The sequence below is a fragment of the Nocardia niigatensis NBRC 100131 genome, from assembly GCF_000308655.1.
GTDB lineage: Bacteria > Actinomycetota > Actinomycetes > Mycobacteriales > Mycobacteriaceae > Nocardia > Nocardia niigatensis.
Window position 1 is genome coordinate 18489 of record NZ_BAGC01000114.1, and the last position, 24491, is coordinate 42979.

The following is a 24491-nucleotide window of genomic DNA, read 5'->3' on the forward strand; positions in this document are numbered from 1 at the left end:
ATCTAGGGTCGAGGACATGCCAGATCCGACGGAGGTCACCGAGCGGTCGCCCGCGGAACAGGCCGCGGTGATCGCGGTGCCCGACGAGGTGCGCGGCGAATTGCGGCGCGGGGTACGCAGTGTGCTGGTCGACGCGGCCGCGCTGCGCCTGGTGCGGGACCGATTCGACGAGGTGCAGGCCGGGTCGCTGCGGCGGTATCTGGAGGCGTCGCAGTCGGCGAATACGTTGCGCGCGTACCGGACCGATTGGATCGCGTGGGCGGCCTGGTGCGCGGCCGAATCGCGGCAGGCGCTGCCCGCGGACGCCCTGGATGTGGCGGTGTACCTGGCCGCGGCGGCGGACGAGCGGCGCGAGAACGGCGAATGGGCCTTCAGCGCCGCCACTTTGGAACGCAAGGCCGCGGCCCTGGCCGCCGTGCACGCGGCCAACGGATTGCCCTCCCCCACCCGCGCCGACGTGGTGCGGCTGACCCTGCGCGGTATCCGCCGCACCCGGCGCACCCGGCCCAAGCGGAAGCGGCCGGTACTGCTGCACACCCTCGATCAGCTGCTGGGCGAGCTGCCCGCCGCGCAGTGGCCCACCGAGCCGGCCCGCCGCCGCGACACGCTGCTGTTGCTGGTCGGCTTCGCGGGGGCGCTGCGGCGCAGTGAGATCGCGGCGCTGCGGGTCACCGATGTCGCCGTCACCACCGATCACTCCACCGGTGAGCCGCTGCTGCTGATCCAGCTGCCGGCCACCAAGACCGACGCCACCGGCGTCGGTGAACAGCGTGTCGCCCTGCCCCGCGGCCAGCGCCCGCACACCTGCCCGGTCTGCGCCTTCGCCGACTGGACGCGCCTGCGGGAGGCCCACACCGCGGGCGACCTGCGTACCTGGCTCGAGGCCACCCCATCGCCGGACCCCCGCATCCACCGCTGCCACGGCTTCACCGGCACCACCCTCACCGACCCGGATCTGCCGCTGTTCCCGACGATTTCACGCCACGGCGGCATCGCCGGCACCGCCATGTCCGGTCGCGCGGTCGCCGAACTCGTCAAGCGCTACGCCGCCCGCGCCGGCCTCGACCCCGCCCTGTTCTCCGGTCACTCCCTGCGCGCGGGCTTCGCGACCCAGGCCGCCCTCGGCGGCGCCAGCGACCGCGAGATCATGCGCCAGGGCCGCTGGTCCAACCCCCGCACCGTGCACGGCTACATCCGCACCGCGAACCCCTTGGAAGACAACGCCGTCACCAAACTCGGGCTGTAGCGCAGTTCCGCAACGGACTGCAATGGCCCTGGCCGTGCAGCTCGCGCCGTAGCGAGCGGCGGGCGGCGTCGCTGAACCCGGTCCCAACCGCCCCGAGCAGCACCAGTCGCCCCTGCTCGTGGGCGGCGACCAGCAGGGACCTGAACACCTCGCTGCTGGTGTGGCCGGCCAGCCACCACCTCGGTGGAGCGACGCAGCGGCATGAGAAACCTGAACGCATTCAACGACTGCATGCACGACGTGTTGGACCGTGAATATGGCTTTCCTGCTGAGGCCACTGGGCTTGTCGTGGTCCTTACGCAGTTTGATGAGTTCGCCCGGGAGTTGAGCCAACCACGTCGCGTGGCGCCCCTCGCGCAGGGAAAATGGTGGCGCCTCACGATGCGCCGGTCGAGCCCGGTGCATCGGAGGTTGAGTTGGACAAGCTGATCGTCGAGAACCACAGGGGAGCGCAGAGTGATCGATAACGACCGCAGCATCGATGGCGTCGCGAAGACCGTTGCCGAGGTCCTGGAGAAGAAGAAGTACGCCATCGACTACTACCAGCGCGAGTACAAATGGGAGTCCAAGCAGCTCGCCGAGCTCGTCGCGGACTTGACGACGAAGTTCTCTGATCTGTGTGACGACGGGCACGTCCGCAAGGACGTCGCGACCTACCCGGGCTACTTCCTCGGTTCGATCATCGTGTCGCAGAAGGGAAGCCAGCCCTTCATCGTCGACGGCCAACAACGCCTCACGAGCTTGACCCTGCTGCTGACCTACCTCCGCCGACTTCAGCAGGGGCGCGCGGACGTGGTCGACATCGACAATCTGATCTTCTCGGAGAAATTCGGTGAGTAGTCCTTCAACCTCGATGTCCGTGACCGGGCCGAGTGCATGGAAGCCCTGTTCGAGTGCGGCACCTATGAACCGCCCAGCGATGCCGTCGAATCCGTGCGCACGCTCGTCGGCAGGTACGACGAGCTCGACGAACTCTTCCCCGACGATCTTCGGGATCGCAAGCTGCCGTTCTTCATCGACTGGCTCAAGGATCGCGTACAGCTTGTCCAGATCACCGCGTACACCGATGATGACGCCTATGCGATCTTCGAGACGATGAACGATCGCGGTCTCAAACTGACGCCTGCCGACATGCTCAAGGGATATCTGCTGGCGAACATGCGTGCCGACGAATCACGCACCAAGGCCAACGATGTCTGGCGCAAGCGCCTGCGGGATCTCGACGACGAGGCGGACGACGGCGGATCGGACTTCCTCAAGACGTGGCTGCGCAGCCAGTACTCCACCAAGATCCGTGAGCGCAAGAAGGGCGCTCGCCCGGAGGATTGGGACCGCATCGGTACCGAGTTCCACCGCTGGCTCCGCAACGATCATGAACGCATCGGGCTCGTCACGCACCAGGACTACTACGACTTCGTCGTCCGTGATCTCGAATTCTTCAGTCGCCAATACGAAAGAATCCTGGGAGCATCGTCGGGTCCGTTCGACCCCGACAGCGGTCTGCGATTCATTCGCTACAACGCCGATCTCGGGTTCACCCTGCAACACCAGTTGCTGCTCGCACCCCTGCGCGTCGGCGACGACCGGTCCACCGTCGACCGCAAGCTGGAGATCGTGGGCCGCTACATCGATATCCTGCTGGCCTGGCGCATCTGGAACTTCCGGTCTACCGCCTACTCGACGATGCAGTACGCCATGTTCATTGTCATGCGAGACATCCGCGGATTGGACGTCGATGCGCTGGCCGAGACGCTGTACAACCAGCTCAAGGGCACTGGTGAGACTTTCGACAGCAACGACGATCTGTATGTCCATCAGCAGAACCGCGGGCAGCTCCACAAGATCCTTGCCCGAATCACCGACTACATCACCGTCGAATCGGGGTTGGCGTCGAACTACGTCGAGCTCGTCAACGGGAGCAAAGTCCGCTACGAGGTCGAGCACATCTGGGCCAACCACGCCGAGCGGCACACCGACGAATTCACCCACGAAACCGATTTCGCCCGCCACCGCAACCGGATTGGAGATCTCCTTCTACTCCCCAAGCAGTTCAACGCGAGCTACAACGACGTCCCATACGAGGAGAAGCTTCCGCACTATCTCACCCAGAATCTCCTGGCAGCCAGCCTGAACCCGATCAGCTACGAAAAGAGCCCCGGCTTCAACTCCTTCATCGCGAGAAGCGGCCTGTCCTTCAGGGCCTTCGAGGAGTTCAAGGCCGCCGACGTCATCGAGCGTGGACACCTCTATCGAGAAATCGCCAAGCAGATCTGGAACCCCGAGGACCTGCTCGCGGCTTCGGTGGGAAGCAAATGACTATCCGGCGCAGCGCGGAAAGCGAATCGTGTGCTGCGCCGGCAACGTCATACCGACAGCACCGCCGCTGATTAAACCGGGCCACAACGGATTTCGGTCATTTTCTCCTGTCTGATCGTCAGCTGCAACAACTGCTTTTCCGTCGCCGAGTCCAGCGACAACCCACCGATCCGCCGACGCAACCCTCCGCCGCTTGGGGCCGCGGCCTACCGCCGTTCAAGTTCCCTCGGTGAGGACATCACGGCCACGCCACCCACGACGAATCAAAGCTCACCGGCCACTGTGAGCTGTCCCCGATGAATGAGACCACTTGGTATTAGAGTCCTTGTTTGGCCTGGTGAGGGCCGAGAAGGGACACTGATCGACATGGCAGGACGCAAGCGGCATTCCGCGGAGGACATCGTGCGGAAGCTGCGCCGTGCCGACGAGCTGACCGCCGCCGGTAAGACCGGTGAGGAGGCTGCCGCCGAGATCGGGGTATCGGCGGCGACGTTGTACAACTGGCGCCGCCAGTACGGCGGGGTCGATACCGACGCGGCCAAAGAGCTCAAGGAGCTGCGAGAGCAGAATGCCCGCCTGAAGCGGCTGCTCGCGGATGCCGAACTGGAAAAAGACGCGTTGCGCGAGATCGCACGGGGAAAATTCTGAGCCCAGCGGCCAAGCGCCGCGCCGTCGACATGCTTCGTGAGTGCAAGAGCATGTCGGAACGGTTCGCGTGCAAGGTCGTTGGGCTGGCGCGGTCGACCTATCGGCGGCTGCCGATCAAGGACACCCCGACCGATCCGGATGCCGGTTCGCGGGCGTGGTTGCGCTGCTACGCGGTCAAGAATCCTGGGCACGGGTTCCGGCGTGCGTGGGCGGGTCTGCGGTTCGACGAGGGTGCGGGGGTCAACATCAAGAAGGTCCACCGGCTCTGGCGCGAGGAGGGCCTGCGGGTCCGCCAACACCACCCCCGCAAGCGGGCCGGGGTTTCCTCGGTCCCGCCGGTCGAGGCCGATGCGCCGAAGGTGGTGTGGGCGTTGGATTTCCAGTTCGATTCCACCACCGATGGTCGGGCGGTGAAGATCGCGTCGATGATCGACGAGCACACCCGCGAATCGCTGCTGCACGTGGTGGAACGCTCGATCACCGCCGAGCGACTGGTTGCCGAGCTGGAGAAGGTGTTCGCCGCGGCCGGCGGCCCGCCGAGGGTGCTGCGGTTGGACAACGGTCCGGAGATGATTTCCGCTGCCCTGCAACAGTTTTGCGCCGATCGGGTCGGGATCTCCTACATTCCACCGGGCACACCCTGGAACAACGGTTTCGTCGAATCGTTCAACCGGCGGCTGCGCACCGAGTGCCTCAACCGCAACCACTGGACCAGCCTGCTCGAGGCCCGGGTGGTGATCGGCGATTTCAAGGCCGACCACAATCGGCGGCACCGGCATTCGGCGCTGGGCTACAAAACGCCGGCCGAGTACGCTGCGGCCTGCACCCACACCCACCACCCGGTGGCCTGCGGGACCAACTGAACACGGAACGAAATCACCTGGCTCTACTCCCGGGTGGTCTCGTCATCGGGGACCGGTCATGTGCATGACCACTATGCTGTGGCCGAGGCGACGGCATTTCACATGGAGGGGTCAACGTGCCGGATGGGGGCGGCTTTTCAGCTGACCAGGCGGGGATCATACAGCTGGCGGGGTTCATCGGGGAACGCGCCAATGATTTGCTGGGCATCCGTTCGGCGCTTCTGAATCTTCCTGCCGCATCAGAGGAGATCCTGGGTGATGCGGCCAATGCTTACGGCATATTTCTGGATGCATGGACCGACGAATTCGCGCTGAACGCGGACGCTCTCGACGAAATCGGAACAAAGTTCAGTGCTGCCGCCGCCACCTATACCGAACACGACGTGCACTGGTCGCAAAAGTTCCGGGCGTTCATCCCACCGAACAAGTAGATACCTGCGGAACGACGACTCCGGAAGCGCCAGAACGATCATGACATACCGCAAGACGGTAAACGCCGCGCTCCTGCGCCTCTACATCGACTTCACGGCAGTTCCGATGGCGGTGGACATCATGCGACGGGTCCCAGCACCCAAAGGCGATCCGGCCTCTCTCGCAAGGATCGCGGACGCATTCGGCGTTGCGACATCGCCGACCGATCAGGTCTCGATTGATTTGGCGCAGGCATCGAAGCAGGATCTGCCGGAGGTCTGGACGGGCCGCGCCTCGATACTTGCCGGCGATGTGGTGGTGGCGGTGGCGGAGGATATCGCCAATGCCGCAACGGTTCTCGGTAAGGTGCGCACGATCATGTCGGTCTTGTCGGATGGGATCGCCGATGCGCACAATGTGCACGCCAACGGGCAGGACCTGCTGGCGAGCGCGGCTCGCTACTGTGACGCAGGCAATTTCGGTGCGGCTCGATCCTCGGGTGGTCAGGGCGGGGCCGCACTGTTGGCGGCGATGGACGCGGCTGAGGCAGCGGGCGCAAAGGCCGCGCGTGACCTGAACAAGCTCACCAGCGAAGCCCGTGCACACGCAATGAAATCCGGGACCTGAATGCGTCCGATCGGGTCGTGCTGGGTGAAGCCGCCAACCCGGAGGGCGTTTCCGAGCTGAATCGCATCCTTACCTTCGCGCAGGCTCAACGGGCAGCGCAGCGACTCGATCAGATGAGCGATGATGATCGGAAGCGGTTCGATTCCCTACTATCACAAGCGAAATCGCCGGAGGAGCGGGCCTATCTGATGAAACCCCTTGCCGCCGGGCACAATATCGGTGAGTTGGAGTCGTTCGACAGCCTGATTCACGGTCACGGCGACGATCCGGATTGGTTGCAACAGCATCTATCTCCGATCATCAACAAGACCGACTCGGGCGAGGTCGACTATGCGCCTGCGGCGCAGGAGCCGGCAGAATGGACACAGGGCACTTACCCCACGTGTGTCGCATCATCGACGGTCACCGCGCGGGCGATGGTCGATCCGGCTTACAACCTCAAGCTGACCACCGGCAATAGACCTGACGATCCGAACTCGACGAGCAAGGAAGCATTCGAGAAGCGCCTGCGCGACGAGCAGGCGACCCTCTACGACCACGGTCGCGACGAAGGTACCCTCGGAGACCGTTTCAGACAGACCGTATTGGGCCAGGAGGGCATGACCCCGACGGAAGGTCGCAAGATCGCCGACGAACAGATCGGCGCCGCCACCGGACAAACGTACGAGCAGGTCACCCTCGGCGACGCCAACGACCGACGCGCCGCGCTGCCCGCCATCGAACTCGCCGTCGATCAGGGCCAACCCGTCCCGGTCCAGGTCAACGGCAACGGCGAGGGACATCAGATGCTGATCATCGGCCACGACGGTGACCAGCTCGAAATCTACAACCCGTGGGGAACGACCAGTTGGGTCAGCGAGGACACGTTCATCAACAGCCACATGGATCAGCTCCCCGATCAGAACGGCCAGCCCAGCAAGGTTCCTCCCAACGTCGACGGCGTCCTGATACCGCACTGACCGAAGGGCGGTAAACCATGAACCACGAATCATTCACCGACAACGACCTGGCGCTGATCGACATCAGTGCGTTGCTCAAAGCTGGTCTGGCAAACCGAAATTCGGCTGTCGGCCGCGAGCTTTACGGCGTCGGCACGGTCGGGGCCGCAGTGATCCTAGGCCGACTCGGCGTTCTTCCCCGCTCTGTTGCCTTCCTGGCCGATATCGTCCGAGCGGGAGGAACCCGGTACGCCGCAACGCTTTCCGAACCCTTGCCCCGGCCACATCAAACCGCCGCGATACGCCCCTGGCTGGACGCCGCGGCCAACGCGGGCACTACCGTCGACACCGACGATTCCTTCGCCACTTGGTTGCGTGCAGTAGCTACCGTAATGGCGATCCGCGCCGCCGAACCATCACGAGGAGTGTGAACGGCCATGTACCAGGTCGCCGGACCTGAGCAACACATCCGCCGCCAATGGAACACGGCCACAGGACTCCTGGGCGGGCTCCTATCGGTCGGGAACCTTGTCGCCGCCGTCATCTTCGCCCGATGGGCGGGTAAGGGACCCGACTACGTCCACACCGCATCGGGCGGGGTCTCCGAACTTCCGAACAACCACGCCCGCTCTCACCTGGAGCTGGCTCAGCTTCTGTTCTCCCTCAACGCCTTCGCCCTAGCGGCCGGGTTCCTCGTCGCCTCGATTCGCAGCCCACAACGAAACCGTCTCTTGATCGCCACCCACGCCATCCTCACCGTTGCCGCGCTCCTGCTGACAGCGCTGTCGCTGACATCGCTCTACAGCCAGCCCCTTTACTGACGAACAAGTTGCGCGAAATGCCCGCTACTACCCCAACAGACTGTTCGCTAAATATTTGCCCGCTCTCGGGCGAGTTCGGCGTGTCGGATTCGACACGCCGAAGGTCGCTTTCGAGATTTCCAAAGCTGATGGTGGCGTCAGTGTGGTCTCGTGGGGATCGCATGCTCCCTGTGGATGTGCGCACGCGGCTCGGCCGGGAGGAGTTCGGTTGCGTGGCCGATGATTCTGCTGATGGCGGAGCGGCTGAGGTTGATCTCGCGGGCGATCTGGGTGGGGCTGCGGCCGTCGGTGAAATGGCGGATGAGGACGTTCGTGACGAGTCTCGAGTCTCGTCGGCGTGCGGGGTCGCCGTTGCAGATCGCTTCCGCCATCTGGGTCCAGCTCCGGAGGTCGGGCGCGCATGTGTCTAGTGTGTGCACGGTGCCGGGATGCCCGTCGAAGCCGTGCGCACCATCCGAGCTACGGTGTGGCCGCTTGCTTTCGTCGTCGGCGCATCGGGCAGAGGAATCCAGGCTGAGCGCGGCGGCTGCCTCGATTCCGTTGATGTTGCGGACGTCGGTGGCGACGCGGTGCCGGATCTGGGTGGGCGTGATGGCGGCGAACTCAGCGGTCCGCACCGCGCGCCAGAGTCGGCCGAAGTTGTTGGGGCTCCATCCTTTCCCTGTCCGGGAAGGGAGAAGGAGATTGTCTTCGGAGGGAATGTCGTGGGCGAGTAGTTCGCGGACGGCTCGTAGGCCCCGCGTCGACAGGGCAAGCCGGCGGATGCCTTTCGATCCAGTCTTCAGACCTGGCTGCCAGCGCCATCGGTTGCCGCGATTCTCGAGTTTGCCGCGGATCCAGATGCTCGGGATCGGAGTGTCGAGTTCGATGTCTTGGATGCGGAGGCCGAGCAGTTCGCCCGGACGTAGTCCGGTGTCGAGGAGTAGTTGGATGGCCCAGTAGATACGCGCGTCGCGTGTTGGGCCGTTGCGGCGCTGCAGATCTGGGGGGTTGCTCATCGCGGCACCAGGTGGCGACGTGGTCGAGAAAGTTGTCGAAGAGTTGGTGCGGCAAGGCTTGTGGTTCGTCGAGGCGGCGGATGGGTCTGAGGGTGGCGTCCATGGGGTTGTGGTCGATCGCGCTGTGACGGCGGGCGGTGTCGAACATGGCCGACAGGATCAGCCAGTGCTGGGCGGCTTTGGCGGTGTGACCGCGTTCCATGAGAGTGATCATGTATTCGTTCATGCGGGCGGTGGTGGCTTCGCGGATGGTCAAGGATCCGATAGTGGGTTTGATCTTGATGGAGTCGGGCCGGGCATTGCGGCCACGAGAGCGGTCGAGGTGGTATTCGTAGATCGTGAGGGTCTGTCAGCGAGGTGGCCTCGCAGTCTTGTCTCGGCCAGCCAGATGTCGGCGAGGGCGGATAGGCGCGTGGAGGGTTTCACGGTCTGGCTGCCGGGGTTGGTGTGGATCCACTCGGCCGCGGGCGGCGGACCTTTCGCACTGCTTCTCTTTTGGTGTGGCCGGTGCGCCGCGGTTTGTGGTAGGCGCCGAAGTTGTTGCGGCACAGCAGGCGCGCTTCGTAGCGGCCGTCGGCGAGTCGCCGGATCTGGGGTTGCCCGGCAGTGCCGGGTTTCAGCGCGGGATTGGACATGCGGGGGCCATAGCATCGGTAGTGGTGCCGCCGCAACGGCCACACCACCGGCGCACGGAGGTCTGGTTGGAAATGCGGCTGTCGTGGCGCATCAGGACCCCGCACCGGTCCGGTTCCCGCCCTGCTAGTCTGTAGAAGTGTACTTCTTAGAAGTATAGTTATAACTATGGCAGCCTTGATGAAGCCGGACCGGGTATTCGACCGCGACTGCGAATGGGACGGGTTGGTGCGGTTCGCGACGTCGCCGAGTCCGGATGTGCGATTGGGGATCGTCAGCGGGAGGCGGCGGCAGGGCAAGACGTTCTTGCTGGATGCGTTGGCCGATGTGGTCGGGGGGTTCTTCTACACGGCGACCGATGCGACCGAGGTCGAGGCATTGGCGGGTTTCGGTGCCGCGGTGGCGGCGTATGCCGGTGGTGGCCGGTATGCGTTCCGGGACTGGGACGAGGCGCTGGAGCGGTTGTTCGCGGTGGTGGGGGACGGATTGGTCGTGATTGATGAGTTTCCGTATCTGACCAAGGCGAGCCCGTCGTTGCCGTCGGTGCTGCAGCGTGCGCTCGACCCTCGCGGCTACGCGCGGCGGGCGGGTTCAAAGGTGCTGCTGTGCGGGTCGGCGATGTCGGTGATGGGGCGGTTGCTGGCCGGGAGTGCGCCGTTGCGGGGACGGGCGAGTTTGGAGTTGATCGTCAAGCCGCTCGGTTATCGGGAATCGGCTCGGTTCTGGGGGATCGAGGATCCGCGATTGGCGGTGTTAGTGCATGCGATTGTCGGTGGGACGCCGGCGTATCGGCGGGAGTTCGTCGCCGGCGATGCTCCGACGTCGTTGGAGGACTTCGATTCCTGGGTGCTGCGGACGGTGCTCAATCCGCAGGTGCCGTTGTTCCGGGAGGCGCGGTATCTGCTGGCCGAGGAGACCGAGATCCGGGACGTGGCCTTGTACCACGCGGTGCTGGGCGCGATCGCGGGCGGGCACACGACACGGGGCGGCATCGCGAATACCATCGGCCGCAGCTCCACCGACATCGGGCATCCGCTGTCGGTCCTCGAGGACGCGCAGCTGGTGATTCGGGAGGCGGATCCGTTCAGTCGGGGCAAGTCGGTGTATCGGGTGGCTGAGCCGCTGATCGTGTTCTACGAGGCGATCATGCGCAGGGAGTGGACTCGGTTGGAGCGCGGGAATCCCGAAGCGGCGTGGGGCAATTCGCGTGCGACGTTCCTGTCGCAGGTGGTGGGTCCGCATTTCGAGGGGATCTGCCGGGAGTGGGCGATGTCGGTGGGGCCGGAGGTGTTCGGTGATCTGCCCGGGCAGGTGGCGGCCGCGACTGTCAGCGATCCGCGGGACAAGCGGCAGATCCAGATCGACGTCGCGGTGCTGGCACCCGAGGAGACCGGGCAGCCGCGCCGCATCCTGTCGCTGGGGGAGGTCAAATGGGACCGTACGATGACCATCGGGCATGTGGACCGTTTGCGTCGGGCGCGAGAATTGTTGTCGGCCAAGGGATACGACACCAGCCAGACGATCCTGACCTGTTACAGCGGAGCCGGGTTCGACGAGAATCTCCGGGCTGCCGGGACTGGTCCGGGGTCGCGGGACAAGGAATCCGACAGTCCGATGCTGGTCGACCTGGATACCGTCTATTCCGACATGTGGTGACAACTGCCTGCGCGAGGTCACTCATCGGCGACGCGCAAGCGACCAGAACCCGCCCACCTCAATAGGATTCAAACTGGCTGGCTACGGCTGCAGTCCGATACGGGACTTCTGGTTGGTAGCGCGGCGCAGTAGCCTTTTTCGGAATGACAAGCAGAAGGCGTCCCCGGGTTCCCATGGACATGCACGGACGTTGGCGGATCGTGGAGATGGAGAACTGGGAGCGCGACGCAATCGAGTTGCTGGGTCCGGGGTACATCGAATTCCGGGCTGATGGCACGGGCGAGTTCGCGATCATCGCGGTGACCGGTGAAATGGATTGTCGTCCGGAACAACACGATGGGGGTGAAGGCGTCGGTTTCAGCTGGGAGGGCAACGACGAGTGTGACCCGGCGCGCGGCCGCGGTTGGGCGGTGGTGACCGGTGCCGGACTACTGCAGGGACGCTTGTACTTCCACTTCGGCGACGAGTCCGGTTTCCGCGCAGTGCCCTTCGACTCCGCGATACTGGAGGAGCGGCGATGAGCGAATACCAGTATTTCGAGTTCGTCGCCGTCGATCGACCGTTGACCGAGGGGCAGCAGTCTCAGGTGCGCGAACTGTCCACACGGGCCCGGATCACCGCGACCCGCTTCGTGAACGAGTACCACTGGGGGAGCTTCAAAGGCGATCCGGCGCGGATGGTCGAGCGCTATTACGATGCGCACCTCTATGTGACCAATTGGGGCACACACCGTTTCCTGTTCAAGCTGCCACGGCGCACGCTCGACCAGGAGATCGTCGATCGATACTGCGTCGGCGACTATTTGACCGCCTGGACGGCGGGTGAGCATCTCCTCATCGACATGACCAGCGACGATTACGACGGTGACTGGGAGGAATCCGCGGAGGACTCGTTGTCGGTGCTGATCGGTGTCCGCGCCGAGTTGGCCGGTGGTGATCTGCGCCCGCTCTATCTGGCCTGGCTGGCCGGATACGGTACCTGGGAGCGCAATGAGGACGCTTTCGATCGGGACCACGACGAGGAGAACGCTGGCAGGGCTGGCTGGACCGGCTGACCGAGTTCGCCGACGAGCACGGCCACGCCAATGTGCCGCAGGCCTACGTCAGCGCGGACGGCGGCAAGCTGGGCTGGTGGCTTGTCAACTGCCGCCGCGACTTCCGCGAAGGCAGGCTCTCGGCCACGCGAAAGGGCGAGTTGATAGCGCTGGGAGTGGATCTGGAAGCGGGTGGACAGCCCGGACTGTCGACCGCGGACGCGGCCGAGGTGTTGTGGGAGGCGAAGGTCGCCGCGCTGGCGGCCTACCGCCGTGACTACGGGGATCTCGAGGTCCCCAAGGCCCACCGAACCCCGGAGGGCTTCAACCTCGCCGACTCGCTGGCCGACTGCCGCAAGAAATACCGCATCGGCCAACTCCGACCCGAACGCATCCAGGAACTGCGGGCACTCGGGGTGAACCTGGACTTCTACCAGAAACACCACAACGAGGACCGACGCTGGGCCGACTGGATAGCCGCGCTGACCGACTACGTCCTCGAACACGGCCACGCCGACGTCCCCGCCACCCACATCACCGCGAAGGGACGCTACCTGGGCACCTGGCTGGTGTCCTGCCGCACCGCTTTTCGCGCCGGCAAGCTGCCCGCCGACCGCGTGGCCACGCTCACCGAACTCGGCGTGAACTTCCACCCGCGCGGTTCCTGACGCACGGGGACGGTCCGAAGTCCCGCAGTCGACGGCCACCGCCGACCCGGTGGCGCAGTCGATTCGGGCGGGCTCAGACCACCAGTGTGAACCCGCGCACCGCCACCTTCGTCAACAGCTACGCAAATCAGTGCTGCGATGCCGTCGCGAATTCCGATGCCGTCAATCGAATCTCTTTGTGCCGCAGTGTAATTGTCGGTGCCTGCTCGTATGCTCGTCGCCATGACTCGATCGTCAGGGGCGGCGGCCATGAAGTGGGCCGACTCTCAAAAGTTTCTTCCCGCAGTCGGTTTCACCGAGGCTCGAACTGTGGCCCTTCCTCCCGGGCAGGCTGTGCTCGCTGGCTGGTATCTGCTTCGATTTCAGGACGACACCTTCTACGTGGGTGAATCGGTGAACTTGCGCGGGCGGATGGCTGGACATCGAGCGAAGTGGGGTGAGGAGATCGCCTCCGTTCGGTTCCGGCCCCAGACGGCGTCCAAGCAGGAGCTGAAGAAGCGCGAGCGGATCTTCACACACGAGTTGGAGGCGCTGGGTGTGCCGCTGCGCAATGTGGTCAACGCCAGCGTCACGGCAGGGCGCGATGCTCTCGATGAACTCCTGCCCGCCGCCGAGCAAGAGCGATGGCTGGCTGACCCGAGGATGTACAACGCCACCGATGCGACACCGTTGAAAGCCATGGCCGCGCAAGAGATCCGGTATTCAACCCAGGCCCGGCGCTACCACGAGAAGCCGGAGGCCGCCGAGGTTACGGCTCTGCTGCTGAAATTCCTCGAAGCATCGATACCCCTCCCGCGGGTCACCGAGTTCCAATACTGGTCCGTCAGCACGGGAACCTTCGGAGGCATCCGCCGTTTGTGTGTGTGAGCGTCGGAGCGATGGAGGTATTCGTCCTCGACGACAATCTGACGGGTTTCCTCAATGTCCGTCGCAGCCTCCTGGCTCCCACTGGCAAGGCCGAGAGGGAGTTCGGTCGTCGGCACCGCGGAGTTCGGTTGAGATATCGCGCCTATGACGACGCGGGCGGCGACGTTATTAGGATCCAGTGCCCGACACTCGCCGATTTCCAGCGCCTTCTCGACGATCCGCAGGTGACCGCGGCGGCAGCGCGGTTGGTTCTGGATGTGATGCGCAAGCACTTCTGCCGCTACACCCGCAATCATTGCCCGCAGGTGGTGCAATCGGTGTACCCCGACCATCCGCGACAGGACGTTTCGAGTGCTCGATCCGTCACCCCGAGCGCCGAGGCGGCCTCGGCGACGCCGGTCCCAATCTTCGAAGAGGGCGTGGCTGCCGACGACGATGGGGTGCAGGGTGCTGTATCTGACACGCGCACCGATGATCCCGGTGATGTCGTCTGCTACTGGATCGTGACGCAGGGGCGAAAAGAGTCCGGTCACAATCGGATACGGGACTTCCTCGCGCGCGGCGAGTGGCGTATGGATCCCAAGCCTCGCTTCGAGGACAAGGTGGCCGACATGCTCCCCGGTGAACGCATCGCGGTGCAGAGTCGACGGAACGTCGTAGACGATGACATTCCCTTCGACCGCCGGGGAAATCGTGTGTCGGTCATGGACTTTCACCTTACGGGGACGATCACCGCCAATCCGGGCGACGGCTGTTCGGTGTCGGTTGCATGGGACCCGATTCCCAAGAAGGAGCCGCGCTACTACCTGTACACCAGCCAAGACACCGTGTGGAGACTGGCCCGGGGTTTCGATCCGTGTTGGGACGACTTGATCGGCTTCGTGTTCGATGGCAAGCCGCAACAGAACATCGACGCCCTTCGAAACGCGGGGCTGTGGGCCGAACGCTTCGGCGATCGATGAAAGTAGCGTCGTCGTTGCCGCCTACGGCGAATGGACAAAGACCTCGCCACACACCATTAGAGTGAGACTGGATGACAGCAATTGCCCATTCCGCCACCGCCGTCGTGATGGTCGTTGCCATCGTGGACATTCGCTAGCTAGTTGCTGCCTGCTGAAGACGTTCGGCGTGTCGAATTCGACACGCCGAAGAGTACTTCCGAGATTTTCTGCCCGATTTTCTGCCCCGACAGCGGCATCGGTCAGTTTGGTCTCGCGGAGACCGCATGCTCCCTGTGGATGTGCGCACGCGGCTCGGCCGGGAGGAGTTCGGTTGCGTGGCCGATGATTCTGCTGATGGCGGAGCGGCTGAGGTTGATCTCGCGGGCGATCTGGGTGGGGCTGCGGCCGTCGGTGAAATGGCGGATAAGGACGTTCGTGACGAGTCTCGAGTCTCGTCGGCGGGCGTGCTTCGGACGGGACAGGCCACGCCGGGCAGCGCGGGGTGTCGTCGGAGTCCTGAGTGGGCGAAGGCGAGCAGTGAGATGGTCGCTTCGGTCATGGTCCCCTCCACGATGATCGGAAAGAGCCACGACTCGCTCGTGGGCACTGCGGCTGAGATGGCGAGTGCGCGTAGGGCGGTGAACGAGAGTCGGAAGGCGGCGAGCGCGATGAGGATGGTGAGCGCGGTGGCCAGGATGTGCGTGAGGCGTGCGGTGGTGTGTGCACGGGCGAGGACGGCGACCGAGTGGACTGCGGCGAGTAGTGCGATGGGTGGCACGATGGCGATTGCCGCGGCGATGGCGGGTTTGGTGGGGGCGTAGAGGACTGTGTGGGTGGCGTTGCCGGTGATGCTGACCGTTGCGGAGACGGCGAGGACGGTCCAGAAGAAGCCGTGGGCCTTCGGCTGACCGTGGCCGGCAGGAGCGGCCATCGGATCGGTGGAAACGGGTACGGGGTACGGATCGGGGACTGCTCACGGGCTGCGGCGTGACGATGGGGGAGTCCAGCTGCGGCATGACGGTTGCTACCTGATCGGTGGGTGAGGGGTCCGTCGGAGGGGTGACGTCGGTCGTTCGGCGGGGTGCGAGGTCACTCGATCAGCGACACGCAAACGACACGTTTTGAGTGGGAATCGACGGGTTTCGGTGAGGTTCGCTGGGAACCTCGATCAGGTCATCCGTGCAGCTCACGGGCACTTTTGGGAAAGGCTGAGACGTAAACCGTACGTCCTGTCCCTGAGCGGCAGGATTGTGGTTCGAATGCCGTGTCGAGAAGCGTGTTGCGAAGTCGGCCGCTTATCGGAGCTCTCGCGGCGCGTCGCGGTCGAACCGTGTGACGTACTCGCGTGCGCGCTGCCAGGGATCGTGGGCGAACTCCGCCCGGGTGCGATGTCAGTGCCGGGTCTCGGTCTGAGCAGTATCGGACCGAAAGAGCTGCGGTCGTTGCTGTTGCTGGGGATAGCCCCGAGATCAGCTGATCGTGTTGATGATCCACGTGCCCAGGTTCTGTGTCATCACCTTGTCGCGGTCGTCGATGCGTTCATGATCGAACTCACCGCTGGGGAACCAGTCGACCTCGGCCTGGGAGCGTGCTTTGATTTTCACCGGAATCTGGGGCCACCAGCCCACCCTCTCCATCAACGCGGCTTCCTCGGCCCGGTGCGGTGTCCCGTTCCAGGACACGTAGAACCCGGTCCGAGTATCGACGCGTTCGGTTTCCGACTTCGCGAGCGCGTAGCGGGCAAGCAGCGCGCCGCGTCCGAGACCTCCGACGGTGAGCGGGTATTCGGAACTGCGTACAAAGTTGGCGAGGGTGATCGTTTCGGTGATCACCGAAGAGTTGGTCTCGAGATTCGCCGCGCCGTTGTCGTATCCGACCAGGATGACGTCGTAGCCAGCGGCGTGGAGGCCGGCAAGCAACGAGTACTCCTCGTTGGCGACATCCTCGAGGAGAACATCGAGGTCGGTCGGCCGGTTATGGATGCAACCGGCGGCGATGATGAACGGATCGACGAGGTTGGCGCCGTCAGCGGGATACAACCACGCTTCACCAGCATCGAACTTCCAGGTCTCGGCCGGATCGGGGATATCGGGCATCATGTCCTACCTCTCCTTCGTGCGAGCGTTGCCAGTTCAGCGAGACGCATTGTGGCGCAAAGGATTTCAACTGGAACACCGTTTCAGAAGGTGAACTGGTCGCCGTAGGCGGTGGTCTGCGCGAGTCCCTCACTGGTGCCCACCGTGGCGGTGACGAAAGGGACGGCTGACACCGGCGAGGCGCATTGGGCGATATTGACCGCGGCATTGTTGAACCTGATGTGATGCGGGAACGTCGTGGTGGCGTCCAGGCGGGCCGTCTCCGTTCTCGCGATAGTGACCTGGCCGGGTCCCAAGTTCCCAAACAGGCCTTCGCCCACGCCCAGAGCCCCGATGATCGCGCGCCCGCGACCCGTACCGGGCAGGATGACCGAGGTGCTGGGGAAGCCGGCCGAGGGGAGAGCCCTGACGCCCAGCCCTTGATGGGTGCCGATCTCGACACCGAAGCCGCCGTCCACACTGATCCCGCAGCCGAGGATGAATCCCGCGACAGCCTGACCGGACGTGATCTGGCCGCCGTCCACGGTGACCGAGTAGTCGCCCGACATCTGCGTGGCATGCGAGAAGGTCATGAGGAAGTTCGGTGTCCGGTCACCGGGCGGGTTCGCCCCGACGCTGTCGACCGACGCCGTCAGATGAACTCCCCCACCGGAGACATCTGCGCCGGGTGGCTGGGCGCGGCCGAGTCCGGCGCCACCGGCCCACAGGCCCACCCCGGCCAGACTTGCCGCGACCGTGGCGGCCACAGCGCCGGTGTACGAACGTCGCATGCCTGGAGCCTTCCGGTTCGCGACGATAGGCAACTCGACAACACAGGAACAAACCCGCACGGGATACCGCTTGACAAGCCTAGACGGCGCCACCGGCCAGGCGTTGTCACAGCAAGGCGTGTCGACCAAGCCACCCCGTCGACCCCGACCGACATCGATACCGAAGCCGCCTCCCTTGCTGATTCACCGAGCCCACACTCGCGCTCGGACAACGATCGTCTGACGACCCCGAACACCCAGCCGGATCCGGTCTCAGCTTTCGAAGTCATGTTCAGTGTCGAGCGCTGGTAGCGAGGAATTGGGCCGCATGGCGGGAGTATCGGATCAACCGTTGACCCGATACTCCCCTTACCAGCACCTCAACAGACAAACACACAAGCCCCACAACACATGTCGATTGCCGACCCGAGGCGGGGGATCAGGACGGGCGGCACCGGATGTATTACTCGCGGCGAGGCCGTAGCGCTGAGACGAGACAGAGTACGCCGACGACCATTAGCCACACCATCGCCCCGAAGCCTGCGGTGACGACCGTTCCCCACAACATGATGAATGGCCCGTAATATGCCACTCGGGCCCAGTATCCGCAGGGGCCCACATCTTCCGGGATGGTCGCGCATTCGGGGTGGCCGATGGCCGCGAAGGCGACGGTCGCGAGCATCGGAATCGCAACGGCCACACCGAGTACGATCGCCAGGCTTCTGATGAGGCGGGACACTGCCATGCGGTCAGACCCTAATGCGCGGCCGGGGGCGATTTCCACGCGCACCCGCAGCCATCGAAGGGTCGGCCGGTTCCTCGCGCCAGTGCTCGTTTGCGGCCAGTGGCGCAATTCTTACCCAACCGGCCAGGGAGTCCCACCGCCCGCGGCTCAACCCCGCTGATCCGCCAACGCCGTGGTCACCGCGAGGCGCTGGCGACGCTTGCCACCCTTGATGGCGAAGTAGGAGCCGGGCTTTCGGGCTTCGCGGGCCAGGCCCCACACCGTGGACTTGCAGATGGCCTCCTTCACCGTGGCCGCCACCCGGCCGCTCAGGTGGGCGCGGCGGGCGGTGTCGTCGAAGTGGGCCAATTGCATGGTCGCATGCTTGCGGCCCAGGCTGAGGCACTGGCCGACGAACGCGATATCGATTGCCGCGGGCTCGGTTTCGGCGAGCCGGCTCAGGATGGTTCCGGCCGCGTGTGCGCCCAGCGGGATGGCGGCCTGGCAGCTCATGCGCAGGGGGTGGCCGGAGGGTGCGGCGGCATCACCGGCGGCGAGGATGCGGGGATCGTCGATGCTGGTGAGGGTTTCGTCGGTGAGCAGACGGCCGGCGGCGTCGGTGCGCAGGCCGCTGCGGGCGGCCAGGTCCGGGACGCCGAAACCGGCCGTCCACACGGTGATCGGGCTGGGCAGCTCGCGATCGTCGGCCAGCACCACGCTGTGCGAGCGGACGGCGGTGACCTTGGCGCCGGGACCGTCGACGATCGTGACACCGAGCGCGGTCAACTGCCGCGCGACCGACCGGCGGGCAGCAGTCGTCAGATACGGGCCGAGCAGTCCACCGCACACCAGGGCGACCGGGCGGCCCGCCTCGGCGAGCTCCGCGGCGGTCTCGATACCGGTGGGCCCGCCGCCGACCACGGTCACCGGCGTATCCGCCTTCGCCTCGGACAGCGCGTCGCGCAGTCGCGTGGCCTGCTCGAATTCCGCGATATCGTAGGCGTATTCGGCCGCGCCCGGGACGGCCGGCGCCGTCCCCCGGCTTCCGACGGCGTAGATGAGGTAGTCGTAGGCCACGCTGCCTCCGCTCCGCAGCGCCACACTGCGCCGCACCCCATCGATCGCCGTCGCCTCATCGACGATCAGCTCGATCCCCGCGCCGAGCACCGCGTCGTACCCGACCGCCGCGCAGCCGGAACCGGCGGCCAACTGGTGCAATCGGATTCGCTCCACGAACCGGGGCCGCGGGTTGACCACCGTGATCTCCACGCCCTCGCGCGTCCGCAGCCGGTTGGCCGCCATGATCCCCGCGTATCCGCCGCCGATCACGACGACCCTGGTGTCCCGTTCCATGTCCGTCCTCCATCTCCGATTGGTGGTGTCGGAACCGAAGACACCGTTCGGCCCCGATGTGTGACATCCCGGCGCGTGTCGCGTGGTGCGGGTAACAGGGGGTTCCGGTAGTAATCGTGCGGAAGACAACGACAATGGCTTGACCAGCGGCGATGTCGGGTGGTTCGGGGTGTGTAGCGCCCGGTACGTGAACGCCGCGGGCGCTATGCCCGTGGCACGCTGCCGCTGATGATGCGGTGGATGGTGGACCGGCCGACGCTGTATTCCTCGGCGAGGTCGGCCAGACTCGCGTCGTCGGCGGGGTCGTGGTAGCGGCGGTGGATCGTTTTGCGTGCTGCGAGAGGCAGTTTCGGCTGTTTGCCTTTGAGTCGGCCTTTCGCGCGGGCCTTGGCCATGCCCTCGCGGGTGCGCAGGTGATTCAGGTTCGCCTCGAACTCGGCGACCATGGCGAGGGTTTGCAGGAAGAGCTTGCCGAACGGGTCGTGCCAGTCGTAGATCGAGGCGCCGAGCCCGAACAGCACGTCGCGCTCACGCAGACTGGTCAGAATCTCCCCGGCTTCGGCCATGTTCCGCGCGAACCGGTCGAATTTCGTTGTCGTCAGCACCACCTGACGCCCGGTGATCGCCGCGGCGGCCGAGGTGACTGCGGCGAGCGCGTTATCGAGCCCGGTGCGGTTCTTGCGCGTCGTGCCGGAGAAGCCTTTGTCGATGAAGATCCGTTCGCGCGGTACTGCGAGTGCGAGAAGCTGACCGGTCTGGATCTCGACATCCTGTTCGTCGGTGGAGCAGCGGCAGTACCCCACCCGGAATGGCTCACCCATGGTCGAATTGTTCCGGATAGCGGGGGTTGATCGGGAAGGTTTTCGGAACACCTCTACGGAACACTCGTGACCTGGGCTCCGGCCCGCGCGGCGGGGTGTTCCGCTCACCGATCGGCTTACGGAACACCGTCATGTCGGCCACGACGCTTCCTACACCTATTTCGCGCCGCTCACCCCGGCGGTGCTTCGAACGTGTGGGCTGTCAGGCGGGTGCGTCGATACCGCTGACGAAACGCTCGACGCTGTCGAGGGCTTTGCGTGCTTCCGACATCCGCGGGTATCCCATCTGGAACACGTGGAACATTCCGGACCACACCTCGAGCTCGCACCGTCCGCCCGCGCCGCGCAGTGCCTGGGCATAATGCTGGGAGTCCGAGGCGAGGATTTCGCTGCCGCCGGTTTGCAGCAGCATCGGCGGCAGGTCGGGGCCGACCGCGCGCAGGACGTCCAGGCGCGGATCACTGAAATCCGCGTCCACGAAATAGGACTGGGTGATTCGCCGGCCTGTGCGGGCGGAGACGAACTGGTCCCAGACGAGTTTGTTGTGGGCGTGGGCCAGTTGCCAGGTCGGGTCGACGACGCTGGAGAAGCCGACCACGGCGGCGGGCTGGCCGAGGCCGAGCTCGCGCAGTTGCACGCACAGTCCCAGGGCGAGGTGAGCGCCGGCCGAGTCGCCCATCACGATGATGTCGCCGGCGCGGTGTCCCTGCTCGAGCAGCCACAGGTAGCCGTTGAGGACATCGTCGTGCGCGGCGGGGAATCGATATTTGGGGGCGCGTCGATATCGCACCGCGAACACCGGCCGACCCAGTCGGCGTGAGAGCTCCGAGACCAGACCGCGGTGGGTCCAGGGGCTGCAGCTGATGTATCCGCTGCCGTGGATGTAGTAGATCAACCGTCCTCCCGGCTCCGCGCGGCCGCCCACCCACTCCCCGCGAGCCCTGCCCAGGGGCCCGGCCACATCGACGGTCGTGGGTGACAGCACCGGGGCGAACCACATGCGGCATGCCACGACCTGGGTGAATCGATACCCGAGCACCCCAGCGGGCGAATGCAGCGGCAGCAGCCACAGCGTGGGCCGCACGAAGATCCGCGATGCCCAGATGGTCAGCGTCGCGGCGAACGACCGTTCCGTCCTCACATGATCGCGATCGGACACCGGAAGCGGGGTGTCGGGGGCGGGCGGGCGGGTCGAGGCGGCGATCGGATCGGGCGTGCTCATGGGATCTCCTCAAGATCGGGGTGCAGAAGAGCCGCCCGCATTCGCCGAGCAGATGCGGGCGGTGGGAGCCGGGTGAGTTGGGTGAGATGCCGGCTTATCGGGTGGGGATGGTGATGGTGCCGTAGTCGAGGCCGCCGTGGCTGAAGGTCGGCACGACCGGCCATTGCCGTTTCCAGTTCGCGCATTCCGAGGATGGAATGATCTGCTTCCATTGGGGGTTTCGTGGCGACGGGCTGGCGAGGGTCTTCTCCTTGACCATGGAGTCGTATTGGTCGAGGGAGTCTTCGAGGGTGTTGGCGTTGAGCACGACCTCGCGGCCGTAGAACTGCGCGGCGCGACGCACGCCGGGGATCTTCGACAGTTCGGGCTGCCAGCTGTCGGCGGCCATGCCGTTCTCCGAGGACACCCACACCCCGTCGGGGGTGTTGACGACCAGGGAATGGTTGCCGTCGGTGTGGCCGGGGGTCCACAGTAGGCTGACGCCGACGCCGAGCTCGACGTCGCCGTCGAAGACCTCGAGGCGATCCGCGGGGACCCCGTTTATGCCGCCGTCGACGTACCAGGCCCACTGCATGGGGTGCATGGATTCGAAGGTGCCCAGTTCGCGGCGGTGTACGAGCAGTTTCGCGTTGGGGAACAACGGCTTGCGCGGCTGCGTCTCGCCCTCGATCGTCTCGCTGCTGCCCAGGATCATCCGGACGTCCTGGACGTGAAGGTGGTCGAAGCTGATGTAGTCGACGTCGGCGTTGATCAGCCCCAGGCGCGGCAGCACCCGGTCGGGGTCGTTGTAGTAGTCGACGAACAGCGAGTCCAGCTTGAGTTTGCGACCGAAGTTCTGCAGCTTGCCGTAGAACGGGGCTTCGGCTGAGCCGGCGGCGACGGTGGGTTCCCACACCAGGGTCTTGAGCGTGCCGTCGAAGCCCTCGAACTGGATCACGAACATGCGGTTGATGATCGAGATGAAGGGGTTGACGTTGATCGAGTAGTTCTGGAACGCGTACTGCGCAGGGTAGGGGGCGGCGGCGATGTCGAAGCTCTTGATCGCTTTCACCTGCCCCTGGGCGAGGAACCGTTCGCGGTAGTTCTGTGCCGCTTCGCGGATGGCGGCGAGGCGTTTGCCGCGTGGCCAGATGTCGTGCACCCCATCGAATTCCGGAATGGGGCGCAGGGTGGTGGATTCGGTGGCGGTCATCGGTTCCTCGGATCGGTCGGGTCGGTCAGGGCGTGGCGTTCGTAGGTCTCGCGGCTGTTGGAGCGTCGTGTGGCCTCGACCTGGTTGGGCACTGCGCGGCGCAACACCTGATCGCGCAGTGCCTGCGGCAGCAGGCCGGTGACCCGGACCAGCAGGTCGATAGTGGCGGGGATGGTGACCTCGAAGCGCGGGCGCGCGAGCACTCTCACCACGGCCGCGGCGACGTCGGCGGGGTGCAGGCGGGCGGTCGCGCCGGGATCGGTGCCGAGTGCGAGTTCGGTGTCGACCACGCCGGGCATGATCACCGACAGGTGCACACCGCTGCCGCGCAGTTCTTCGCGGACTCCGGTGAGGTAGCCCAGGACGCCGTGTTTGGTTGCGGCATAGGTGGATTCGCCGGGCGGGGCGAGTTTGGAGGCGGCCGAGGCGACCGTGACGATGTGGCCGCCGCCGCGGGCGCGCAAGTAGGGCGCGGCGAGTCGGACGCCGCGGATGACGCCGTGCAGGTTGACCGCGAGCATCCGCTCGGTCGCGGCCTCGGGTTCGGTGTCGAACGCACCGACCCACATCACCCCCGCGTTGTTGACCAGCACATCGAACGATCCCCACACCTCGGTTACCGCGTCCAGGAACTCCCGGAACGACCGCGTATCGGTCACATCGAGAGCGAACGCGCGCACCTGACCCGGGAGTTGTCCGGCGGTCTCGCGAGCGGCCTCGAGGTCGCGGTCGCCGATCGCCACCCGCGCGCCGGCGGCCGCCAGCTGGCGCGCGATCTCGCGCCCTATGCCCCGAGCGCCGCCGGTCACAGCCACGATGCGCCCGGCCACAGCTGTCGTCATAGAGTCCGTCTTCCCTTTCGGTGTCGAGCCCCTGGTCGGACCCACAACCCATAATGGGCAATCGAGATTGTCAGAATTGGCGCGGTTAGTATTGCATCTTGTCGGCAGAAGGGAAAGGCCCATGACACGACCCGGCCAGGGTCCCCCCGGCCCGAAGCCCTCGGGCCGGAAATACTCGGGCATGGCCCCGGAGCAGCGCGTGCGCCAGCGCCGCGCCGCGATCCTCGACTCCGCCCTGGAGCAGTTCGCCACCTACGGGTACGCGGCGGCATCGATCAAACAGATCTGCCGCGGCGCCGGGGTCACCGAGCGGTACTTCTACGAGTCGTTCCCCAACCGGGAGGTCTGCCTCGCCGCCCTCTACGACACCCTGGCCGAGGGCATGCGTGCGGCGACCGCCGCCGCGCTGGCCGGGAGCGGACCCGATCTGGACACGCTCACCATGGCCGGGCTCACCGCGTTCATCCGTTACCTGACCGACGATCCACGCCGCGCGCGAGTGGTGCTGGTGGAAGTCGTCGGCGTCTCAGCGGACATGGAACAGCGCCGCCATAGGGTGTTGCGCGAGTTCGTGGACACCGTGATGCTCACCTGGGCGGCCGAGGGCACCGGTCCCCTCACTCGCAGTGAGCGCCTGACCGCCACCGCCCTGGTCGGTGGCGTCAACCATCTGCTGGTCGACTGGCTGATGGACGGCCGCCGCGACGACCCCGCCGACCTCGTGACGGTCTGCGTGAACCTGTTCGCCGCCGCCCGCACACACTGGGAGACCACCGTCGCGGCCCCGCCACACCCCACGTCCACGATCTCCCGGTGACCCCCGGCA

At 65.4% G+C, this 24491-nt stretch carries 26 protein-coding genes; 16 read left to right on the forward strand and 10 right to left on the reverse strand.

Features of this window, described 5'->3' with window-relative positions; genetic code table 11:
* Nucleotides 1-16: 16 nt before the first annotated feature.
* Entirely contained in the window at nt 17-1246 is a 1230-nt protein-coding gene (locus ON33_RS36590) for a site-specific integrase (RefSeq protein ID WP_051153424.1), read from the forward strand.
* Here ON33_RS36590 and ON33_RS44220 read toward each other — a convergent pair.
* On the reverse strand, nt 1227-1466 hold the full coding sequence (locus tag ON33_RS44220) for an ATP dependent DNA ligase (RefSeq protein WP_083869587.1): 240 nt from the start codon (nt 1464-1466) through the stop codon (nt 1227-1229). The two genes, ON33_RS36590 and ON33_RS44220, sit on opposite strands and share 20 nt — an antisense overlap.
* A 236-nt stretch (nt 1467-1702) precedes the next feature.
* Here ON33_RS44220 and ON33_RS42965 point away from each other — a divergent pair, with 236 nt between their 5' ends.
* The 8 genes from ON33_RS42965 (at nt 1703) to ON33_RS36625 (ending at nt 7870) form a co-directional block, all read left to right on the forward strand.
* Nucleotides 1703-2086, forward strand: coding sequence for a GmrSD restriction endonuclease domain-containing protein (locus tag ON33_RS42965; protein ID WP_218001571.1), 384 nt, complete (start codon nt 1703-1705; stop codon nt 2084-2086).
* A 36-nt stretch (nt 2087-2122) separates the two neighbouring features.
* Nucleotides 2123-3562, forward strand: a complete 1440-nt coding sequence (locus tag ON33_RS36595; RefSeq protein ID WP_218001572.1) for a DUF262 domain-containing protein — start codon at nt 2123-2125, stop codon at nt 3560-3562.
* A gap of 366 nt (nt 3563-3928) precedes the next feature.
* Nucleotides 3929-5073 (forward strand): IS3 family transposase gene (locus ON33_RS36605; protein ID WP_085996904.1). Its coding sequence is split into 2 segments (ribosomal slippage): nt 3929-4205 and nt 4205-5073, totalling 1146 coding nucleotides; the frame shifts between segments, so codons are not numbered across the junction.
* A gap of 116 nt (nt 5074-5189) precedes the next feature.
* Nucleotides 5190-5504 (forward strand): hypothetical protein, encoded by a 315-nt coding sequence (locus ON33_RS36610; RefSeq protein WP_157184932.1) that lies wholly within the window; start codon nt 5190-5192, stop codon nt 5502-5504.
* Between the two features lie 40 nt (nt 5505-5544).
* On the forward strand, nt 5545-6111 hold the full coding sequence (locus ON33_RS36615) for a hypothetical protein (protein WP_040863774.1): 567 nt from the start codon (nt 5545-5547) through the stop codon (nt 6109-6111).
* A 17-nt stretch (nt 6112-6128) separates the two neighbouring features.
* Nucleotides 6129-7070, forward strand: a complete 942-nt coding sequence (locus ON33_RS36620; protein WP_040863775.1) for a hypothetical protein — start codon at nt 6129-6131, stop codon at nt 7068-7070.
* A gap of 17 nt (nt 7071-7087) precedes the next feature.
* Entirely contained in the window at nt 7088-7480 is a 393-nt protein-coding gene (locus ON33_RS40795) for a hypothetical protein (RefSeq protein WP_085996905.1), read from the forward strand.
* A gap of 6 nt (nt 7481-7486) precedes the next feature.
* Complete coding sequence (locus ON33_RS36625) at nt 7487-7870, forward strand: hypothetical protein (RefSeq protein ID WP_040863776.1); 384 nt, start codon at nt 7487-7489, stop codon at nt 7868-7870.
* A 137-nt stretch (nt 7871-8007) separates the two neighbouring features.
* Here ON33_RS36625 and ON33_RS36630 read toward each other — a convergent pair whose 3' ends face one another.
* Complete coding sequence (locus ON33_RS36630) at nt 8008-8868, reverse strand: tyrosine-type recombinase/integrase (protein ID WP_040863777.1); 861 nt, start codon at nt 8866-8868, stop codon at nt 8008-8010.
* Between the two features lie 801 nt (nt 8869-9669).
* On the opposite strand from ON33_RS36630, the gene ON33_RS36635 reads away from it, so the two are divergent.
* The 6 genes from ON33_RS36635 to ON33_RS36660 all read left to right on the forward strand — a co-directional run bounded on the left by ON33_RS36635 (nt 9670) and on the right by ON33_RS36660 (nt 14687).
* Entirely contained in the window at nt 9670-11157 is a 1488-nt protein-coding gene (locus ON33_RS36635) for an AAA family ATPase (RefSeq protein WP_040863778.1), read from the forward strand.
* Between the two features lie 143 nt (nt 11158-11300).
* Nucleotides 11301-11678, forward strand: a complete 378-nt coding sequence (locus tag ON33_RS36640) for a hypothetical protein (protein ID WP_245551186.1) — start codon at nt 11301-11303, stop codon at nt 11676-11678.
* Nucleotides 11675-12211, forward strand: a complete 537-nt coding sequence (locus ON33_RS36645) for a hypothetical protein (RefSeq protein ID WP_051153425.1) — start codon at nt 11675-11677, stop codon at nt 12209-12211. The genes ON33_RS36640 and ON33_RS36645 overlap by 4 nt, the downstream gene beginning before the upstream one ends.
* Entirely contained in the window at nt 12208-12858 is a 651-nt protein-coding gene (locus tag ON33_RS36650; RefSeq protein ID WP_245551236.1) for a helicase associated domain-containing protein, read from the forward strand. The genes ON33_RS36645 and ON33_RS36650 overlap by 4 nt, the downstream gene beginning before the upstream one ends.
* 222 nt (nt 12859-13080) lie before the next feature.
* On the forward strand, nt 13081-13725 hold the full coding sequence (locus tag ON33_RS36655) for a GIY-YIG nuclease family protein (RefSeq protein WP_157184933.1): 645 nt from the start codon (nt 13081-13083) through the stop codon (nt 13723-13725).
* Nucleotides 13726-13736: 11 nt separating this feature from the next.
* A complete protein-coding gene (locus ON33_RS36660; protein ID WP_157184934.1) occupies nt 13737-14687 on the forward strand; it encodes a hypothetical protein in 951 nt (316 codons plus the stop codon).
* A 133-nt stretch (nt 14688-14820) separates the two neighbouring features.
* On the opposite strand, the gene ON33_RS44625 is transcribed toward ON33_RS36660, so the two are convergent.
* The 8 genes from ON33_RS44625 to ON33_RS36705 form a co-directional block, all read right to left on the reverse strand.
* Nucleotides 14821-15597, reverse strand: coding sequence for a DUF2637 domain-containing protein (locus tag ON33_RS44625; RefSeq protein ID WP_083869588.1), 777 nt, complete (start codon nt 15595-15597; stop codon nt 14821-14823).
* Between the two features lie 538 nt (nt 15598-16135).
* A complete protein-coding gene (locus ON33_RS36670; RefSeq protein WP_051153427.1) occupies nt 16136-16765 on the reverse strand; it encodes a hypothetical protein in 630 nt (209 codons plus the stop codon).
* Nucleotides 16766-16845: 80 nt separating this feature from the next.
* Nucleotides 16846-17532 carry an MspA family porin gene (locus tag ON33_RS36675; protein WP_040863783.1) on the reverse strand — a complete coding sequence of 229 codons (687 nt, stop codon included), beginning with the start codon at nt 17530-17532 and terminating at the stop codon, nt 16846-16848.
* An 871-nt stretch (nt 17533-18403) separates the two neighbouring features.
* Nucleotides 18404-19588 (reverse strand): NAD(P)/FAD-dependent oxidoreductase, encoded by a 1185-nt coding sequence (locus ON33_RS36685; RefSeq protein WP_040863785.1) that lies wholly within the window; start codon nt 19586-19588, stop codon nt 18404-18406.
* A 203-nt stretch (nt 19589-19791) separates the two neighbouring features.
* Nucleotides 19792-20409: a recombinase family protein gene (locus ON33_RS36690; protein ID WP_040863786.1), complete on the reverse strand. Its 618-nt coding sequence runs from the start codon at nt 20407-20409 to the stop codon at nt 19792-19794.
* 202 nt (nt 20410-20611) lie between these two features.
* Nucleotides 20612-21631: an alpha/beta hydrolase gene (locus ON33_RS36695; protein WP_083869589.1), complete on the reverse strand. Its 1020-nt coding sequence runs from the start codon at nt 21629-21631 to the stop codon at nt 20612-20614.
* 94 nt (nt 21632-21725) lie between these two features.
* On the reverse strand, nt 21726-22823 hold the full coding sequence (locus ON33_RS36700; protein ID WP_040863787.1) for an MBL fold metallo-hydrolase: 1098 nt from the start codon (nt 22821-22823) through the stop codon (nt 21726-21728).
* Nucleotides 22820-23665: an SDR family oxidoreductase gene (locus ON33_RS36705; RefSeq protein WP_040863788.1), complete on the reverse strand. Its 846-nt coding sequence runs from the start codon at nt 23663-23665 to the stop codon at nt 22820-22822. The genes ON33_RS36700 and ON33_RS36705 overlap by 4 nt, the downstream gene beginning before the upstream one ends.
* Nucleotides 23666-23786: 121 nt before the next feature.
* Here ON33_RS36705 and ON33_RS36710 point away from each other — a divergent pair, with 121 nt between their 5' ends.
* Nucleotides 23787-24482: a TetR/AcrR family transcriptional regulator gene (locus ON33_RS36710; protein WP_051153428.1), complete on the forward strand. Its 696-nt coding sequence runs from the start codon at nt 23787-23789 to the stop codon at nt 24480-24482.
* The last annotated feature ends 9 nt before the right edge of the window (nt 24483-24491 follow it).